13 protein-coding genes and 1 pseudogene are annotated in these 18,793 nt (G+C 61.4%); 6 read left to right on the top strand and 8 right to left on the bottom strand.

Going from position 1 to position 18,793, the window contains the following annotated elements; translation table 11 throughout:
* A pseudogene (locus CKO15_RS14135) lies at positions 1-226 on the top strand (hypothetical protein); the annotation flags it as partial.
* A 507-nt stretch (positions 227-733) separates the two neighbouring features.
* Here the strand turns inward: CKO15_RS14135 and CKO15_RS08470 are convergent.
* The 7 genes from CKO15_RS08470 to queA all read right to left on the bottom strand — a co-directional run bounded on the left by CKO15_RS08470 (position 734) and on the right by queA (position 7,537).
* Positions 734-958, bottom strand: a complete 225-nt coding sequence (locus tag CKO15_RS08470) for an addiction module protein (RefSeq protein WP_200195030.1) — start codon at positions 956-958, stop codon at positions 734-736.
* Between the two features lie 470 nt (positions 959-1,428).
* Positions 1,429-1,695 carry a DUF2442 domain-containing protein gene (locus CKO15_RS08475; RefSeq protein WP_200195032.1) on the bottom strand — a complete coding sequence of 89 codons (267 nt, stop codon included), beginning with the start codon at positions 1,693-1,695 and terminating at the stop codon, positions 1,429-1,431.
* 10 nt (positions 1,696-1,705) lie between these two features.
* Positions 1,706-1,969: a DUF4160 domain-containing protein gene (locus CKO15_RS08480; protein WP_338036029.1), complete on the bottom strand. Its 264-nt coding sequence runs from the start codon at positions 1,967-1,969 to the stop codon at positions 1,706-1,708.
* A 260-nt stretch (positions 1,970-2,229) separates the two neighbouring features.
* Positions 2,230-3,501, bottom strand: a complete 1,272-nt coding sequence (locus tag CKO15_RS08485) for a hypothetical protein (protein ID WP_200195034.1) — start codon at positions 3,499-3,501, stop codon at positions 2,230-2,232.
* Between the two features lie 18 nt (positions 3,502-3,519).
* Complete coding sequence (locus tag CKO15_RS08490) at positions 3,520-4,596, bottom strand: phosphomethylpyrimidine synthase ThiC (protein WP_200195037.1); 1,077 nt, start codon at positions 4,594-4,596, stop codon at positions 3,520-3,522.
* A gap of 27 nt (positions 4,597-4,623) precedes the next feature.
* Positions 4,624-5,478: a DUF6602 domain-containing protein gene (locus CKO15_RS08495; RefSeq protein WP_200195039.1), complete on the bottom strand. Its 855-nt coding sequence runs from the start codon at positions 5,476-5,478 to the stop codon at positions 4,624-4,626.
* 871 nt (positions 5,479-6,349) lie between these two features.
* Positions 6,350-7,537: a tRNA preQ1(34) S-adenosylmethionine ribosyltransferase-isomerase QueA gene (gene queA, locus CKO15_RS08500; RefSeq protein WP_200195041.1), complete on the bottom strand. Its 1,188-nt coding sequence runs from the start codon at positions 7,535-7,537 to the stop codon at positions 6,350-6,352.
* A 117-nt stretch (positions 7,538-7,654) separates the two neighbouring features.
* On the opposite strand from queA, the gene CKO15_RS08505 reads away from it, so the two are divergent.
* Entirely contained in the window at positions 7,655-8,191 is a 537-nt protein-coding gene (locus CKO15_RS08505; protein WP_200195043.1) for a hypothetical protein, read from the top strand.
* 303 nt (positions 8,192-8,494) lie between these two features.
* On the opposite strand, the gene CKO15_RS08510 is transcribed toward CKO15_RS08505, so the two are convergent.
* Positions 8,495-9,115, bottom strand: a complete 621-nt coding sequence (locus CKO15_RS08510) for a hypothetical protein (RefSeq protein ID WP_200195045.1) — start codon at positions 9,113-9,115, stop codon at positions 8,495-8,497.
* A 359-nt stretch (positions 9,116-9,474) separates the two neighbouring features.
* Here CKO15_RS08510 and CKO15_RS08515 point away from each other — a divergent pair, with 359 nt between their 5' ends.
* The 4 genes from CKO15_RS08515 (at position 9,475) to CKO15_RS08530 (ending at position 18,776) form a co-directional block, all read left to right on the top strand.
* Positions 9,475-10,095, top strand: a complete 621-nt coding sequence (locus CKO15_RS08515; protein ID WP_200195047.1) for a hypothetical protein — start codon at positions 9,475-9,477, stop codon at positions 10,093-10,095.
* Between the two features lie 78 nt (positions 10,096-10,173).
* Complete coding sequence (locus tag CKO15_RS08520) at positions 10,174-14,514, top strand: hypothetical protein (RefSeq protein WP_200195049.1); 4,341 nt, start codon at positions 10,174-10,176, stop codon at positions 14,512-14,514.
* 7 nt (positions 14,515-14,521) lie between these two features.
* The gene (locus CKO15_RS08525) at positions 14,522-14,875 is read left to right on the top strand and encodes a hypothetical protein (protein ID WP_200195050.1); all 354 of its coding nucleotides are present in this window, start codon (positions 14,522-14,524) and stop codon (positions 14,873-14,875) included.
* Complete coding sequence (locus CKO15_RS08530) at positions 14,868-18,776, top strand: PD40 domain-containing protein (RefSeq protein WP_200195052.1); 3,909 nt, start codon at positions 14,868-14,870, stop codon at positions 18,774-18,776. Before CKO15_RS08525 ends, CKO15_RS08530 begins: the two co-directional genes overlap by 8 nt.
* Positions 18,777-18,793: the final 17 nt, after the last annotated feature.

Here is an 18,793-nt window from a genome sequence, read left to right on the forward strand (position 1 = left end):
CTATGTGCCTCAGCCGGTGCGGCGCACCTACATTCCGAAGGGGGATGGCCGCATGCGGCCGCTGGGTGTGCCGGCTTTTGAAGATCGGTTGGTGCAGGATCGGCTCAGCCTTATTCTGCAGGCTATTAACACGAACGGACAGGCACCTGCTTATGCCTGCTTATCCCACCCACTGCCCCGCAGTGCGTGTCTCTCACCTCCTATCGTGATCATGGAACGAGGTTAGCATGATGCGCATCACGCAACTACCCAGCACAACCCCAGCCCCCTCTGCCAGATCATTGATCCACAACGACTGGTAGGCTAGAATCCTCTGACGTAGAGCAATAGCGGTGCCCCACGGCGTAACGAATCCCCGAAGTGCGTTTCTCTCATCTCCGTCATCTCGCGCGCCGGTTTGGAGCTGCGAAGCAGCGGAAAACCGGTCGCTGTGCAGCCGATTGTTAAAACCTGCCCAACCAGTACTGCGGACGCCGCCGGTCATGGGCAACTGCGAGAACCTGAAAGCCATCAGGCCTCTCTCGGTAAACGATAGACAAAGGAAATCTGTGAAGGGGCGCTCTGCGAATATCTAGTGGTAATTCGACCTGCCAGGCTTTTGGTGACTCGCCAACTAAATTTGCCAGGGCCTCAAACTCCTCCATGAAGGCACCACCCAATCCCGGAACTTTTGATTCGTAATAACCAACTGATTCCAGGAACTCGGCTTCCGCTGCCGGGTGAAAGGAATAATTCATTTGATGAGCGCTCTAGCCTTCTTCATGACATCCTCACCAGACACAGCCTGAACTGAGCCATTGTCGAGCTCCTCGCCTCTGCGGCGGGCCTCAAGCAACCAATCGGATCTGAGCTCCTCTTCTGACGGAGACTCCAGGCTCAATACCAGTCGCTGAATCAATTGAACGCGCTCCTCCATAGGGAGGTGGAGCGCCTCGTCTTCAATTTTCTGCAGATTCATGAAAAACCTCTCGTTCACGTATCGCTCAATTTTGACACGGATGGGCATACAGTGCCACGACTCGGTTTTTCGCTTTAACGTCCGGCTCACGCGCCGGTTTGGAGCTATCAGACACGAACGCAGACACGAACGGACAGGCACCAGCTTATTCCCACCCACTGCCCCGCAGTGCGTGTCCCTCACCTCCCACCTGTTCGAGGAGGTGCTCAAACGCATGCCGTGGCCGGCTCGACCGGCGCGGCGAAGACCTCGACCAGCGCGGCCGTCCTTCCTCGCGCAAGCGGCTGTTTAGCAAAGGTAGACCAATCGATGATCACCCCCGAAACAACCACGCATGGCAGCTCCCCAATCCCCGCAGTGCGTGTCACTCACCTCCTCGTCCTCACCTCCCCCTTGGCGGCCCAATGTAAGCGTCCAGCCAAACCCGCAGTGCGTGCTCAACTTTCGCACCATCTTCGCACTGCGCAGCTTCATGCGTCGGCTGGAGCGCCTTGTTGTGCCCCATTGCGCTTGCATTTTTCGTAAACAAACTCCGGATCAAGATCTATTCCAGAGTCCCACTGAACCGTATCAAAAGACACCCGGACGCGCTCAAATGCATTTCGATCTTTCAACCGCTGAAAAACACCGAAGTCGAGATACGGCTTCATATCCAGTGTCCCGCGCTCGCCATTATCAAACTCGATTTTCAGCGTGTAGTCGTCGGAAGGGGTAACATATGTGACTGATGGATGCATTTTATTCACCTTACTGAAGTGGCTGAATCTTGAATGGTTCCTCACCATTCATGACCAACTCCCAATCGGCCATCAAATCGTCTTGGCGATGCTCCGCCCATGCCAAGGCAAGTTTCGTTTGTTTCTTCGGAAGATTGCCTTCGATAACCTCGCACGTACGGATATCCACCGTGGCCTTGTATTCGCCGTAGTAAACATGAAAGTGTCGAGTCAACACGAACACGAACGGACAGGCACCGAACACGCCGAACACGAACGGACAGGCACCGAACACGAACGGACAGGAACCTGCTTATTCCCACCCACTGCCCCGCAGTGCGTGTCTCTCACCTCCATCACACGGTACAAGTACGCCAGCCCACACGCTGCGTGCGTTCGATAAGGAAGTTGACCGGGCCCATCAACAGCGTAGTGCCTGTCCGACAACCTCGTCTGCCATAAAGCGCACCTCTCGATGCCTGTCCCGATCCCTGTCCCCGATCCCTGTCTTTTTGCATTTCAACCGATTTATCAGCATTTGCATTCCAACTGTAATCAAAGCAAACCTAGCTCATGTAGATATTTCTTCAGGGTGCTGCGCATTCTCATAATCTCGAAGAAGGTTAACCCTTCGATTGATTTGTAACCATATTCGACTACTTGCCTAGCGGCACCCCCAAACATAAGCGGATTCTGCCCAAGCGCTGCCGCGCCCAGCCCAACAGACACTCCTGCCGCAAGTCCGTCAAATTTTCGATTTGGTAGGAAAGCAAGCTTTTCCATTAATTGCCACTCATCATCATAAAGCAGCTCTTTCCGTAATTGCTTAACAACCTGCCAATAAGTTGGGTTCCAACACTTGCTGGCCCAGCAAAACATCTTCTGCAGTAACAATTGAGTAAATAATTGAATAAATATGCGTAGCGGATTTATAGTATTCATGATCTGCGCCACCCTAAGAGTTGGAATATTGATCCAAGCCACTTTCTGAACGCCTAGCACACTGAGCACATCAGCGAATAGATATGGGTTAAGCGGAGATATTGAAAACCTACCGAGAACTGTCAAATTAATATGATTTGGTATTCGCTTAAGGATGCTTGGTGTTGTAAATAGTGCTCCCTCGTGAGCCAAACCATTCGCTGCTTGATAAAGCGCTGAAGTACGAGCAAGAACCTCATCCAGGTTTGTGAAATATGCGTCTTCACTTAAATATGAGTGCTCCACCATTGCGCGACTAAAGTGTCCATCGCATGCCTTTTCCCCAATATTACTCAATAGGCGCTCCGCCCTCGCTTTGCCCGCTCTACTATATTTTGCTCCATAGCCTATAGAAGTAGACTCCATAACACTTCCTGGCGCCGAAATGGCTTGAGTGTCATTGATGAATAAAGCGCGAAAATACTTCTCAACACTTCCGGGCCTTGGGTCTACTCTAACGTCTGGCGCGATTTTCCTGTGCCAATCTAAAGGTATAGACCCCGGCTTTTCGCTCCTAAATGCACTGTGGTCACGCAATAGTAGATGACTGGCTGCGCTTGTATCATTATCACGCTGTCTAAAGTACTCCGATGCATTTGTTACATTTGGCCTTCCGCCTAACCTCAGCCCTCCTTCTAAATCCAGCAATCCTCTCCTTTCTTCTATAGCACCAAGAGTTGCAGCGGATTGCCAAATAAATGGAGCACCGACGATAGGAGTGTATCCAAGAATACTTAACACCGTCATCTCTAGCGTCAGGCTTTGTTGTGACAGCTCAGAACCCTCTTGCAGGGCATTATCAGCAGTACCCAGATATATTGGTTTCGAAAAATCAAGGCGGAACATCTAGTGAATACTCCCGAGCTAAAGGTAGTTTCTACTTAACAAAGGACAGACATGACCGCATCGAGAGCAACCTGACTTCTTTGAGTCTAAAATGCAACTTTCTGACACTCCACGCATCTTGGATATATCTCCCTCCACTTGAAGCGCCTCCTTGGAGTAAGTAACTGAGGCTATTTGCGCCGCTAGTTTTGCGACCCTTAGCCCCTCGGTCAAATGTTGTTGACTTGGGACCCCTCCTTTATGCTCCACCGCTGTAATCGCATTAATTATTCCGCCTTTAGCAATCATCATGAATTCTGCGGCACCAATTGCTGAGGAAACATGATCAAAATCATCATCACTATCCGAAACGATCGGACCCAAAGGCATTGGCGGGACTTCGAACGCTTTTATTTCCTTATGATAATCCGCCAACTTATGCAAGGGCATGTGGCCCGGGCCTTCTAATATTACTTGTGCACCATAAGCTTTAGCCATTCGACAAAACTTTGCCTGGGCGACTAGCTCTTCTTTTGCTACCCGATCAAATCCGTCAGCTACGGAACCGGCCCTAAAGGAAGTCCCAAGGTTAATTACCCCACCATGCTGGGCTGCAATCTTACAGATGTCTTCAAATAACAATTCATAAATATTTACCTTCCTCTTATTCAAGCTCATGTCCCTAAGCACAATGCCGCCGCCCCTGCTTGTTACTGGAACTGCACGGTCCTTTTTTGCCAGTGAAAACAATTCATGACTGGGGGTGCAGTGAATGGTTATGAAATTAACACTACTTTTAAATAAATTTTCTATGCGTTCCAGAAGCTCCGCTTCGTCTAACCCCCCCCTTTCGTTGAAGATTGCGTAATGAGGAAGCACGCCGATAGGGCCGTCAAATTCTGCGCGCATCACCTCCCACAACTCTTTCTTCGCCAACAAAGAACTTAAATCCATCATCAAGTCCGGAGGGTTCTTTAAACTCAAAATACCTCGAACTTTTTTGTATTCACGATTGAAAGAATCGGCCCGCTCAACTCCGACACTTAGGTTTACCTTTACGGGAATACGGTAACCAACGGTCAATTTATTTGGTGAACCATATGTAACGCTATTCATCTGGTATTAGCCGCCCAACGTCGAGGCTCAGGGGGGCGGAGCCTGCGCAGCAGGCTGAGCGCCCTCTGGAGCGACTGGTTGGGCCGGTGCGGCAGGGTAAAACGCACCCTCTGAAAAAGCAGTGTTTCCGCTCTTAAGTAGATAACGTGCATATGGCAGAACCTCAGTTGTTCGCCCTCTGTTTGCTACCCTAGCTAGCTTATTGATCAAGAACGGCACTTCACCATCAGGTGTTCTTCCCAAGAAAATATCCGCAGCATTTACTCGATTTTCTAAAACCTGACGCTTTTCATTGGTGAACAACACTAGCCCATCCTTGAGCGACACCATCAAATTCGGAGATAGATGTCCAGGGTGACGACTACATGCCGTTGCATATCGGTCTGCACGCGTTGCAGGAACCAGAGGAGATTCGTTACAAAGTATGAAGGCATAAATTTGATCAAGTGGCTTGTGTTCAGGGTCAAATGATTCAAGACTGAAGCCTTGCATTGACGTTACGGAGCCGTAGCTGCGAAAGCATGTGGGATCGTTAAAGTAGCGTTGCAATGACTTCACTTTCGCAATCTTATCGACGGCATCGCTGATTTCCGGCGTTCCCAGCGAGCTCTTAATCTCACCAACTGCGATGACACTCTCGCACGGGATGTATGTTGCGGCAGGGTCTCCATTGATGGAGAACACGGGGCAATGATCTTTTTCGTAGAGAATCACATCACATTGGTTTGAAGTGTTCCCGAATGAGTCGATCACACATCCGGTGGCAACAGCGACTTTTTTCGGAAGAACGGATTGCAGCTTATTTCTCACTTCGTGTTCGCGTGCGCTTCCGACTAACCCAGGGGTGGTTCCGCCGCCAGCTCTCACGAAATTGAAGATCAACTCTTCTGCAAGTTCATCAAGAAATTTGTGTGGGCTGAAAGTCTTGTCGATTTCTATGACCTGCTACTCGCTTAGGCCCAACGGTTGCTTCACAAGACACGGCCCTTCCACGCGTTATACCGACGCCGTACAACACCATCCAGCTCTTGCATCTCGGTCTCCTCCTAGTGCATCCCGCTGGTGCATCCCGGCCAATCATCAAGCACAACTGAAGAGCAACTTACCATGCCTGCACCCAAGGACGCGAACTCTGTAGCCCGCTTCTGGGATCGCCACATCCATCAGCTTCAACCCCAATGCATCAAGCCAGCGGCGGCCACGTAGTTCGTGAAACGCGCCAAGCAGTCATCGCCGCCTTCCCCAAACAATAACCCCGTGACCTTGATCAAGATCAAAGCAATGAGTATCTGAAGAATCTGCAAGAACCTGGGACGGGATAACCCCCTTGAAGACTGGCAACGTTGCCTACGTTGCCATTGGGCAATGTTGCCAAGCCAAGCCGTCGATGCTATACGGACGCTGTTGAACACGATTCAATCCGCGTCTGTGAACGCCATCGACGGGAGTGATCATCCCTTGGTCCACTTTGCCAAACAGCACCCAACCTTTGCCCTCCGGGACTCAGTCACACTGCTAAAGCACGGCGGTACTCGAGCGCTTTTCCTGGGAACGCCGGCGTCCCCGCCGGCATTCTTCTCATGCATGCCGGCGAGGACGCCGGCGCTCCCAGGAACCAGCGCTCCCACAGAATGCCGGCTAGGACACCAGCACTCTCCGGCGACGGCCACTCCCCGCCGACGACCACCGCCCTCCCCTACGTGGCGGGCTTGTGGACCAATGAATGATCAAGGCCTTCCCAACAACGAAATCTCTACGTATCAATGATCAACATTGCATCGCCGTAGCTGAAAAAGCGGTACTGCTGAGCGACGGCGTGTCGGTAGGCCGCCATCACTGGGGCATGGCCGGCGAAGGCCGAGACCAGCATCAACAGGGTCGACTCAGGCAGGTGAAAGTTGGTCAGCAGTGCATCGACGACCCGGAAGCGGTAGCCGGGCGTGATAAAGAGTGCGGTCTCCCCGGTGAAGGGGTGCAGTGCCGCCTCGCCGGTAGATGGGGACGACGGCGCCCCACCATTAGACGGGGACAACGATGCCTCGCCGTTGGACGAGGACGAGGACGCCGCCGCCTCAGAGGACGCCGCCACCGCCTCCCCAGCACTCGCCTCCCCAGCAGAAGGCTGCAGCGCCGCCGCGCTCTCGAGGGCCCGCACGACGGTCGTTCCGACTGCGACGACGCGCCCGCCGCGTGCTCGTGTCTCGGCAATCGCGGAGACGGCCGCTGGGGAGACCTCGAGCCGTTCGCTGTGCATTTGGTGGGCCGAGAGCTCTTCGCTGGTGACCGGGGTGAAGGTGCCGGCGCCGACGTGGAGCGTTACCTGCGTCGTCGCGACCCCTTGGGCGGCAAGCTGTTCGAGCGTTGCAGCGTCGAAGTGCAGCCCTGCTGTCGGGGCGGCGACGGCTCCCGGGCGGCTGGCGAAGACGGTCTGATAGCGTTCGCGATCGCTGGCATCGGCTGTGCGCTGGATGTAGGGCGGCAGCGGCACCTCGCCGTGGCGCTCTAGGTAGGCAAGCAGTTCGGCTTCACTGCCGGCGGGCGGCTGGCTCAGATGCAGCTCGAACAGTCGCCCCTGACGCCCACCGACGCGCGCTTCGGCACCGCCCGGCAGCAGTAAAGAGGTTCCGGGGCGCGGCGCCCGATTGGCGCGCACGTGGCAGAGCAAATGCCCGCTCTCGGCGTTGATGATACGCTCGAGCAGGATCTCGACTTGACCGCCGCTGGCCTTGTGAGCCGCTAGCCGCGCCGGGATGACGCGGGTGTCGTTGAGCACCAGCAGATCACCGCTACGCAGATAGCTCGGTAAGTCGGTAAAATGGCGATCGGCCAGCGCGCCGCTGCTGCGGTCTAGTACCAGCATGCGGCTGGCGCTGCGCTGCTGCGCGGGGCGCTCGGCGATCAGTTGTGGGGGTAATTCGTAGTGAAAGTCGCTGCGGCGCACGCGCTGTAGGCTCCTCTGTTACGCTGTGGCTCGTATTATCGAGACGCGGATCGGCGAAGTCGTCTCTGAAGTCGTCTTTTGCGAAGTCGTCTCTTCACTGTGCGAGGACATTTTGTCATGAAACGCTTTTTTAGCGGTTTGTTACCGAGTCAAGGGAAACGCATCGTCGAAGATTTGCAGCAGGGGCGGATCTCGATCCCGATCCCGGAGAGCGCCCTAGCCAATGCGCTGAGCGAGGCGCCCGACCCTGGCGTGCGCGATCTGACCCTGACCTTGGGCGATCAAGCCGAGATCATCATCTCCGGCTACAAGCGCCTTGGAACGTGGATTCGCTTTGTCGCCACCTTTAAGGCCACCCCACCGCCGCTCTACGTCCCGGGTCCAGCCATCGATCTAGCCTTGAAGCGCGCCCGCCCCTTAGGCGCCGGCCCCTTCATCCTTAAGGCGATGCGCCGAATGGAGCAGGTTGAGGTGGTGCGCAGCAAGGCCCGGGTTCGGATCGACTACTGGGTCGAGAAACAGCGCTGGGCCTCTATGCTACCGACCGGCATGCTGGAGTATATCCGGGTTGCCGACATCAGCAGCGATCCAGACCGTGGTGTGCTTTTGGTCAGCCTGAGCCTGGCCATGCCGGAGGGGGAGCCGAAGGGCTGAAATCGGGGCGTGTCCCCCGATCTCACCCCGCCAGCCATCCGGCAGTGGTGAGAACCTCGCCGCTGTGCTTCGGTTGAAGGGGCCTTGATCATTCCTTGGTCCACCTGCCCGCCACGTAGCGGAGGGCAGCGGTTGTCGCCTGGGAGCGCCGGCGTCCCCGCCGGCATTCTTCTCATGCATGCCGGCGAGGACGCCGGCGTTCCCAGGAAAAGCGCTCAACCACCGCCATGCTTCAGCATGTGTGACAGAGGAGCGATGGTGCAGCTCATGCGACTGGCTTTACTTACGCAAAGTTTAGTAGCTCTACTGCGCCAACGCGCCGCTCTCTTCCAGGGCCGCTAGATCTTCGAAACTGATCCGCAGCCGGTAGCGCATCTCGCCGTCGTCGCCCTCTTCCATCGGTTCGACGTAGTCGAGCAGTTCGCTATGCTCGCTGAGCGCCTCGGCAGTGATGTTCTCGCGAACCAGCTTCCCATCCATGATCTGCCAGCTGCGTACATCGCCCGGAACGTCGTTCGGATCGAGGTAGCCGTGGACGATCATCTGCTCGATATTGATCGGCTGCTGGCCGTGCGCTTGGCTAAAGAGCAGGTAGCCTGCCGCCAAACCGGCCAGACCACCGACCAGCATCCCGGTGCTAGTCAGCGGTGGCACAGCGCCCATGCCACGCCGCGGTGCCGGCGCAGCCTGCTGCTGGCCTCCCGTATCGCGCTGCTGTCGCGGCGGCTGCTGCGACGGGCTGCTGCGCGGCCGGAAGAAACCACCGCCGCCCCTGCCTCGTCGCGCCTCGGCCTCGTTCAGACTCGCGCTCACGAGCGTAAGGCTGCCGTAGGGCGTCGGCACCGTCTTAGTGCTCACTTCACCGCCGATATAGAGCCCGACCGCGACAGCCGGAGCCAGTAACCAATAGCCGTTGTTACGCATCGCAACACCTCCCCGCACTCCGATAGAGCGTGCTATTCTCCCAATATCGACTGCAGACGCTTGGAGCGCTGCGGTCGCGGTGGTCCAGGCGTCGCTCCGCGCCTGGGAATCCGCCACCGGGGGTGGCTGCCTTTGACCAAGCCACCCGGCGCCAACGCCGAGGTAAGGGCGGCGATAGTGGCGGCAACGGTGGCGCCTCGGCTCGAGCCTCGGGCCGTTTCCCCGAGGCAGGCGACAGTTGGTGACGGAGACTGAGCCGGTCCGTGGCACTGAGCCGCTGAGCCGCCGGGCGTTGAGCCGCTGAGAGGCACCCACCGCCCAGCCCGAAAGAATATTTATTCTCATTATAGAGAAGAGCCATGACCATCTCCAGCACTTTCGCCCCTCGGCTGCTCAACTGTACACACCGCACTCCGCTCGGCTGGCTGGTTCGGGCGGGTGCGCTGATCGGGATTGCTGCAGCGCTAGTGCTTATTAGTGGTTGTGATAGCAGCGACGGTCCCAGCCTCGCTACCTCACCCTCCGGCAGCGAAGACTTAGGCGAGATCTTTGAGCACCATGAAGTTCTGCTGGACGGCTGCACCACCTGCCACGCTCCCGACGGTCAAGAGGCCGATGGCCCCGACCTGCGCACCGCCCGCTCCTTTCATCGTGATCTGGTCGGCAAGAACGCACCCGATGACTTCCCGAACTGGATCGTCACCTCCAGCTGCAACATGCACTACGACTTCGTTACGCCGAATCGGCCGGGAGACTCCACCCTCCTCGCCGCCCTCTCTGAAGATTGGCAGATTCCGAACTGTAACAGTGCCCTGAGCACTCACGAGACCCAGTATAGCTCCGGCGATCGCCGGCGGGCGCTGGCTGCTCTGGTCACCGACCTCGTCGCCTGGATTGAGGCTGGCGCCCCGCCGCCGAGCAACCCGGTCAACGCCTCGCGGGCTATGGCAGTGATTGAACACCCGGCGCTCGCTGAGTAACCGACCCAACAAGCGGACAACAGGCGAACCGAAAGAGCGGACCCAACAGGCCAACAAGCGGCGTCTACGGCAGCTTCTATGAACGAGCAGAGCCCCACTCCAACACAGCCCCCGGAAGCCGAGCGCACCGCGGCCACGAAGCCCCCGCTCGACGACCAGCGGCGGCGCCGTCGTCGCTGGCCTTGGTGGCTCGGTGGCACGCTGCTCGCGCTGCTGCTTCTCCCCGTACTGCTGCTCTTGGCCGCTTACGCCGTCGTCCGCTCCCCGCTGTTGGAGAGCCAGATCTGGCCGCGGCTGCAGCCGCTCATCGCTGAGCATAGCGGCTGGCAGGTCGAGCTTGAGCGTCTGCGCCTCGACCCGCTACGCAGCCTCGAGATCGCTGGGCTGCGCGCCACTCCGGTAGCGAAAAGCGACGCCCTCGGCGACGAGAGCGCTTGCGACAACCTCCAGTTCGAACTCGCGGAGCTCGATCTGCGCTTCGATCTATGGTCACTCATTCGTGAACGCCGCCTCCACGTCGAGCGGCTAAACCTGCATGAGCCACACTTAAACGGCTGCCAGACCCTTCATCTCGCTGAGGCGCCCCCAGAGGAGGAGCCGGAGACGCCGCCCGACGAGGCGCCCGAGCTCGACCCCCAGGCCTTGATCGGCGAGCTGCTGGCAGAACTCGAAGAGCTGCCGCTGGAGGTCGCGATTGATGCGATCACCGTCAGCGGTGGCCACGCGGCGATTGAGCTGCGCCTCCCCGAGCAGGGGACGCGGATCGCTTGGCACGGTGAACTCGACTTCAGCACCGCCCTGCACGCCCGCCCTGGGGCGCTTCACGGCCACCTGGAGACGCGTCTGCGCTCCTCCGCCCCGCTGACGCTGGTTCAGCAGCACGACGGCGCTGAACGCCTGATCCACCTCAGCCCGCAGCTCGACGCTGCCCTTGGTTGGCAGCTCGCCCAGGGCTCACCGTGGCACTTGGCGATCGACCCGCTGCAACTCGATCTACAACTGCAGCAACCCCACATCGAGAGCCGCGATGCCGAGCTCGAGCTGCACACCCACTGGCCCTACTACCGGCTCCACTTGGCCGAGGCGAGTCGCCTGCTGCTAAACCTCGAGCCGGGACACTGGCCGCTGCACATCGACCTGGAGTTGCACAGCGAGCTGCCGCAGGCGCAACTTGCCCTCGCGGGGCCGGATTGGGGCGCTCTGCGCACCGGCTTGGATCACCACCTAGCGATCGAAAGCCGCGGTTCGATCGATCTGCTGCGCCCCGATCTCACCGATCTACACCTGCACGTCGGTGGTCGACAGCAACTCAGCGATTTGTCGCTGACGCTGCTAGCGACTGCGGATGCGGATGCGGATGCGGATGCGGATGCGGATGCGGATGCGGCAGACGATGCAGCGGGAATAGGAGTGGAGGCAGGAGCAGGAGTTGCAGCTGGAGCTGGAGCTGGAGCTGGAGCTGGAGCTGGAGCTGGAGCTGGAGCTGGAGCTGGAACAGTAGCAATGGCGGGAGCCGTGGCCGAAGCTGAAGCGGGAGAGACGGCAGCGGAGACCGAAGCGCTGACCATCGGCCTCAAACAGGCCGCGCTGACCTTCAGTGCCACTCGCCCGGAGGCTCGCCCAAAACCTCGTCCAGAAACTCGCTTTGATACTGGCCTTGATACTGGCCCAGAACCTGCCCCATGGACTGACCGCGAGCCCCGCCCCGACCCCGAAAACGCCCTCGCCGCGGTCGGCGGGCTCGAAGTCGCTGCCGATCTCGCACTCGTCGGGCTCGACACCCCCTTCTTGACGACTGTTGTCGATCTCCACCCGCGCCTTCAGCTGCAGCTCGACGAAACGCTACAGCGCGTTGCCCTCGCCGCTGCCCTGCAGCTCGATGAGCACGAACTGCTGACCTTAGCGCTCGATCTCGACAACGCCCCGCACCAACTCACCCTGACGCCACGAGTGACGGTGAACCTGCCGCAGGCGCTAGCCGACTACCTCGCCGACTACCTACCGGCCGATCACCCGCAGAGCGCCGCCGGGACAAACGCCGACACAGCCAGCAGATTTGTCACTGAAGGGGTCACCGAAGGAGCCAACGGAGCGGCCAACGAAGCGGGCAATGAAAGAAGCGCCGGAATCGCCGGTGCAATGGGCGGTGCAATGGGCGATGAGATAGCCGCCGAAATGGCCGCAGCCGCCGAGGCCGCCGCGCTGCTCTACACCCTCGGCGATCTGCAGATTGAGTTCGGCGGCCCGCTGCGCTGGTCCCACCCCTTCGCCGAGCTGCTGCCGGCGCTGCTCGACGGCGCGGTGGCCGCGCCGAGCGACGTTGAGCCGTGGCAGCTGCACGCCGATCTGGCCACGACTCTGACCCAGCACGCCCCACCCCGCAGCGCCGAAGGGCTGCTGCTGCCCCACCCGCTGCAGATCACCACGCAGCTCGCTAGCCGCCTGCCGGAGGACGAGCACCGCCTCGCTCTGCACCTGCACAGCGACGGCATCCAGCATCCGCCGCTGCTCGAGCCGCTGCCGCTGGCCCTAGAGCTGCAAACGACGCTCGATAGCGCGCTGACTGCACTCGATCTACAGGGCGCCCTGACCCTCGCCAGGGAACCGGAACCAGCGCTGGCGTGGCAGGTAGCACTGGCGCAGCAGCCGCAGCGGACCGACCTTACCGGCACGCTACAAAGCCATTTCGATCCGCAGTGGCAACGCTACCTCAGCGATCTGGCCGCCCTGGAGCTGCTCGGCCGCGGTGCGCTCGATCTCGATTGGGGGCTTACATTGACCCACGGCGCCGACGATCTCTTCGCCTTCATCGAGACACTCGACCCGCTGCTGGAGTCACTGCCAGAGTCACTGCCAGGGTCACTGCCAGAGACGCTCGCCGCTGAGCTGCGGGTACAGGGCAGCCTGGCTCAGCACACCCCCGGTGCCGAAGCGCCGGCGCACTGGCACGAGCCGCTGCGCTTTCGCCAACACGTAACCCTCGATGGCAAGCGGCGCAGTGCGACCACCCGTGGGCGGTACGACATCCCGACCCTGCACCTGCTCGGTGAAGCGGCAGATGCAGCTGCCAATGCCGACACAGTCGACACGGTCAACAGCGACAGAGGTAACACGGGCAACGCGGGCAGCACGGGCAGCAGCGACCAACCGCCCGACCTCGTGCGCCTATCAGGGCTGACCGTCGACTGGCAGCTGGCTGCAGAGTGGGCCGAGGCGTGGCAAGAGCGCCTCGATACCCGCTTGACCGTGGAGTTCGACGGCGACAGCATCGATCTGCTGCTGGCCGCCCTGCTCGATCCAGAGGCCGAGCCGGAGCTGGAGCTGCCCGAGGAGCTGGAACTGCCCGAGCATCTTGAGCTAGCCCCCGCCACACTGCCGCTGCGGCTGCACGCCGACACCACTCTGAACTTGGCCAGCGAGTCACTGCAGCTGCACGATTTGGCCCTCTCGCTGGGGGCCGGCTGGCTGCGCCAACACGCTGCCGGCGAGGCCCGCTTGGACGGCTCACAAGCGAGCCTGAGTGGTCAGCTGGAGTTGCACCCGCACGATGCCCTGCTGCCGCCCTTGAGCGCTGCCGGCAGCCTGACGCTGCCGTGGGAGGTCCATCTGGCCGATGCCCAGCAGATTTCGCTGCAGGCCGTAGCGCTGGCCGATGGGCTGCGGCTAGAACTCCCCGGAGTGGCCGGTTTAACCGGCATGACGGGGCAGTTTAGCGTCAGCCAAGAGCTGGAGCTGCGCGACGATGGCCGCATCGCCTTCGCCCACCTGCTCACGCCGCACGCCTTTCAGCGGGTCGATTTTACCCGGGTCGAACCCTTTTTGGAGCGCCGCCGAGAGCTGCGTATCGAGTCGCTCTATCTCGATTCGCTCGCCCTCGGGCCGCTTGAGGCCACCCTGCCGATTGAGCAGAACCTCTTTCAGCTTCAGCATTTTAGCCTCAGCCTCTTGGGTGGCGAGATGGCCGGTCAACTCTATCTCGACACCTCACCGGAGGGGTGGAGCTTCGGTCTGCTGAGCCGCCTGACCCGGGTCGATCTGCGCCACCTGCTGCCCGAGACCTTAGCGGCGACCGGCTACGCCCCGGTCAACGCCCGCACCGCCATCGAGCTCGACTTCTCGCGCCGATTGCTGGAGGGGCGGATCGACATCACCGAGATCAATCGCGTACAACTGCTGCAACTGCTCGATCTGATCGACCCCGACCAAGAAGACCCGAACTTGAGTCGGGTGCGTTCGGCACTGCGCATCGGCCATCCGCAGCAGGTCAGCCTCGATATGGAGCACGGTCTGCTCGATCTCGAGATCCGTCTTTCGACCTTCCGGGAGCCGATTCGCATTCGCGGATTGCCCCTCTCACCGATTCTGGAGCGCTTTGCCGCCGAGGCACTGGCGCTGCCCGAGACCTTACCGCTGGAGTGAGTTCGTCATGCTACGACCGCTGATCATTCTCTTGTTGCTCTCATCGGCGCTGCTCCTCAGCGGCTGCGCCGGGATGCTCAACGCCCTAGTGCCGGATGTCCACATCGCCGACCGGCACACGGTCATGGAGGCCGACGCCGCCGGCGAGTGGCCCGAGCTCGAACAGCGACTGCGCTACGATCTCAACCGCGGCCCGCAGCCGCTGCCCGATCTCGTCGAGCCGCTGGAGCAGCAGGCGACCTTCCGTGTGCTCAACGACGAGTTCGTCATGCCGACCGGGGAGACGAAAGCGACCGAAGGGACTGAAGCGGCCGACGAGGCCCGGCAGAGCCAGCGTGCAACGGAGCGGGACGATGGCTAGCCTGACGCCTGAGCGCACTCCACGTCTTGTCCCACTCATGCCCGCGATCGTGGCCGCGATCGTGGCCTTGAGCGTCGGCTCCGTCACACTCGCCACGGTCGCACTGGCCGACGACGACGCCCCGCACTGGCACGGGAACCGCATCCTGCCGCCGGAGAAGGTCACCGTCGGCCCCACCGACAACTACCAGGGGCAGCTCGATCCGAGCGGCGATTACCTTGTCTTCACGCGCCATCGCCACCTGCTCTCTCAGGTGGTGTTGCAGCGGCTAAGCGACGGCACCCGCCGCGACCTGCTCGCCCCCGAGCACGACTCGAAAGATCCGGCGTGGTCGCCCGATGGCCGCTACTTGGCCCTAACCGCCTTTCAACCGAACGCACTCGGCAGCGTCTGCCTGCTGCCTGTCGAATCGACGACGGCGTCCACAACAGGGCGCCGCAGCGGTGCCCCCTGGCCGCTGCGCCGCGGCGGCGAAACATCGCAGCAGCTGGACTGCCTCAGCGAGCCGGGACAGCGCGCGTGGCTGCCCTTTTGGATCGATCAGGAGCGCATCGGCTACCTGCGCAGTGCCGGCGCCGGGCGCGGCAGCGAACTGGTCATCCAGCAGCTCGGTGACTCTCTGAACGGCGACGGCAGTGGCAATGGCAGTGACAGCGGCGACAGCGAGAACGACAGCAACAGCAAGCGGCCGTCGCCCGAGGTCGTGCTGCGCGGCGCCCTCTCCGCGCCCAGCGCCTCGCCCGATGGCCGCTTCCTGGTCTACCACCGCCAGGACGACCCGGAGCGGACCGGGCTCCACCTCTACGATCTGCAGCGCGAGCGTGAACACGGCCCGCTGCGCTTCGATCTGCCGGGGATGAGCAGCTACGCCGTGATCGACAGCGAGCGCGGCGAGCTCTACTTCAGTCACTACCTCAGCGACACCGATGGCGATCAGCGGATCGACGGCGAAGACCACAGCGTCATCTTTCGCCTCCCGCTTGAAAAGGCACTGGCGGCCGATGATGACGAAACGCGCCTGCTGCCTGAGCAGCTGACCTCCCTCGCCCACGACTGCAACTTCCCGAGTCTCCACGGTGAGAAGATCTACGTCACGTGCGCCCACGAAGGCTCGCTCGATATCTACCGGTTGCCGCGCAGCGGGCAGATCCCGGCGCACTGGGGCAAGACCGAACTGCTGCGCGCCCACGCGACCGCCTTTACCTACGAAGATCGCGCCTTCATTCTCAATGTGCTGCGCCATCGCCACGCCGCCTCGGCCTCGGCATCGGCATCGGCATCGGCATCGGCGACAGCAACGGCGGAAGCGCCGCGTGCCGCCGACTCGGCCAGTACAGCGAGCGCACCGAGCGCAACAGACGCAACGAGCGCGCAAGAGGCCGAGTGGCTGCTGCGGCTGCTCGCCAACCACTTGGCGATGGGCCAGTTTGTCGCCGCCCACTTCTACGCTGAGCGCTTGCAGCACTTCTACGCCGCGCACGAAGCGGAGGCCAATCACGGGGCGTACGCCGACTTCTTCGCCAACCTCGGCCACCTCGTCGAACTGCGCACTGAGGCCCGGGCGCAGCCGCGCGGTCTCGTCACGGCCCGTTTCCGCCAGCGCATCGAGGCGACCCGCGAGCGCCTGCAGCCGGCCCCCGACGCCCCAGAGAGTGCTCTCTTCATGGCGTGGCTCGACGCCTTACAGCAGCGCCCCGAGCAGGCCCGCAGCCGTCTGGCCGAGCAGCCCGAGCAGGCGCTGCCGCTGGCCCGCTATCTGCGCTACGAACTGCTGCAGCGGCTCGATGCCGATGACCCCGCGGCCCTGCTCGCTCACGCCCTGGAGGCGAGCCGCGACCCGATCATCGCCAGCTCGGCACGGCTCTTCTACACCCACCACTTCCTGAATCGACTCGCCGAAGAGGTCAGCGACCCGCAGCAGCGCCAAGAGCGGCTGCGCGAGGTGCAAGCGGAGAGCGACGATCGCCGTGTTCGCGATCTCATCGCCAACGAGATCGATCTGCTCGATCTCGCCGCGGCGACCGAGACGCGGGAGCAGCGCCAGCACTACGCCACCGTGCTAGAGCGGCTGCGCGCCTATCAGGACGACCCGCAGATGCATCGGGTCATGCACGTACGGGCGATCCGCTTGATGGCGCAGGCCGAGCTGCCCGACTTCATGGAGCTGATGTCGCGCCACTGGCTGATTAGCACCCCGGTGCGCGATATCCCCTTCGCCACCACCGCCGAGCAGTACGCCATCATCAACCTCAACCAGGCCTACGGCGACTGGGCGGCCGACGACGATCACAGCGCCCTGAACGCCTTCTACAGCGTACTGCGGCAGACCAACGACCTCGAAGCACTCTATAACCTGCTCGTCATCGGCCACCACCGCGACGCTCCGGAGGCGCGCAAGGAGCGTATGGAGCGGCTTTACGGGCAGCTGATCGACGAGGGCATCCTCGACGACCACGAGCGCTACGCCGACACTGTCCGGCTGCTGCTGACCACAGCCGAACCGTCACCGCGCGAGCTGCGCACTGCCATCGAGCAGCTCAGCCCGATGCAGCGCAGCGGCCTCGATGCCGGGGTCAGCGATCTGCTGCTCGGCTACCTCCACCACCGCCTGCTGCTCGCTGAGCAAGACGGCTACCGTCACGACCGCGAGCGCTATCAGCGTGCTCACCACCACTACATGCAGGCGCTCGATCTGGCCTTCGCCAACCCGCGGGTGCAGGCGGCGGTGCTCGAAAACCTTGGCCAACTCCACTTTGCCGTGCGCAACCACGGCATGGCAGCGGCCTTTTTTGGTCAACGCCTCACCCTGCCCGTGACCAGTGACGAGGCAGAATTGTGGCTGCGCCACCGCTACGCCCGCGCCCTCTTCTACACCAACCGCATGGCGGCAGCCGCCGCAGAGGCGGAACGGGCCGTCGCGCTGGCCCGAGCTGGCCACCCGGCCACCGTCAAAGACGACGAACTCGCTGCGCTGATCGAGCGCAGCGCCTTCTACGCCGTGCAGGCTGGCGACTACGCCCACGCCGATCGGCGCTACCGCGAACTGCTCGGCGAGACAACCGCAGAGGGTGAACCGGCGACTGCGGCGCCGCCGTGGGGGGAACTCAGCGCGCTCAACCGCGTCAAGGCGACCTTCAGCCACGGCTACGCCCTCTTTCGGCAGGGAGAGAACGCCGCGGCCACCGAGCGCTTCCAGAAGGTGCTCAGCGCCCTGCCCGATCTCGACGTCCCGGAGGCCCGCCCCGGACAGCCGGCGGTCTTTCACCCGCGCCGACTCCAGCTGCAAAGCTACGGCTTTCTTGCCCAGCTCGCTGCCGATGAGCCACAGCGCAGCGCCTGGCTAGAGCGGCGCATCGCGCTGCTCGAGGAGATGCAGAGTCGCCGACCGCGCTACGGCTTCGATGAGCTCGGGCGCTTAGAGCAGCTGATCCGCGCCCGGTTGCAGCTGGCCGCCAGCCATGAGGCCCAAGGCGAACACCGAGCGATGGCGCGCACCATGCGCCGTGCCCTGCGCGATCTGGAGGCTTACAGCGACGCCGGCGGTGCCTATAACAGCCAACCGGTGTTGCAGACCCTCTATAACTTCCTCACCCTCGGCGGCGCCCATCCGGAGGCCTTCGCTGAGCCGCCGGAGCGCCTCGCCGAGCTGATCGCAGCGACCTACGACGATCTTGAGATCGAGCCCTACACGCCGCCGCTCAATCACGCCCGACGCCTGCGTCTGGCACTGCTCGAGGCGTACTTCGCGTGGGGCCAGGGCGAGTGGTCGGCCGAGGAGGTGCGCGAACGGATCGCGGAGCTGCGCGCCGACGACGCCTGGCAGGAGCTAAAAAGGCGCCGCGCCGATCTTCACAGCGAGTTGGAGGCGTTGGCCGCAGGGATCGCGGCCCAGGCGGGGTGAGCAGTTCCCTCTAGAGC

The sequence above is a fragment of the Halorhodospira abdelmalekii genome (genome assembly GCF_016583625.1).
Taxonomy (GTDB): Bacteria; Pseudomonadota; Gammaproteobacteria; order Nitrococcales; family Halorhodospiraceae; genus Halorhodospira; species Halorhodospira abdelmalekii.

Excerpts from the sequence above, each read along its gene's own strand:
- CKO15_RS08470 (WP_200195030.1), bottom strand. The coding sequence starts at position 958 with ATGAATCTGCAGAAAATTGAAGACGAGGCGCTCCACCTCCCTATGGAG.
- CKO15_RS08475 (WP_200195032.1), bottom strand. The coding sequence starts at position 1,695 with ATGCATCCATCAGTCACATATGTTACCCCTTCCGACGACTACACGCTG.
- CKO15_RS08485 (WP_200195034.1), bottom strand. The coding sequence starts at position 3,501 with ATGTTCCGCCTTGATTTTTCGAAACCAATATATCTGGGTACTGCTGAT.
- CKO15_RS08490 (WP_200195037.1), bottom strand. The coding sequence starts at position 4,596 with ATGAATAGCGTTACATATGGTTCACCAAATAAATTGACCGTTGGTTAC.
- CKO15_RS08505 (WP_200195043.1), top strand. The coding sequence starts at position 7,655 with ATGAAACGCTTTTTTAGCGGTTTGTTACCGAGTCAAGGGAAACGCATC.
- CKO15_RS08510 (WP_200195045.1), bottom strand. The coding sequence starts at position 9,115 with ATGCGTAACAACGGCTATTGGTTACTGGCTCCGGCTGTCGCGGTCGGG.
- CKO15_RS08515 (WP_200195047.1), top strand. The coding sequence starts at position 9,475 with ATGACCATCTCCAGCACTTTCGCCCCTCGGCTGCTCAACTGTACACAC.
- CKO15_RS08520 (WP_200195049.1), top strand. The coding sequence starts at position 10,174 with ATGAACGAGCAGAGCCCCACTCCAACACAGCCCCCGGAAGCCGAGCGC.
- CKO15_RS08525 (WP_200195050.1), top strand. The coding sequence starts at position 14,522 with ATGCTACGACCGCTGATCATTCTCTTGTTGCTCTCATCGGCGCTGCTC.
- CKO15_RS08530 (WP_200195052.1), top strand. The coding sequence starts at position 14,868 with ATGGCTAGCCTGACGCCTGAGCGCACTCCACGTCTTGTCCCACTCATG.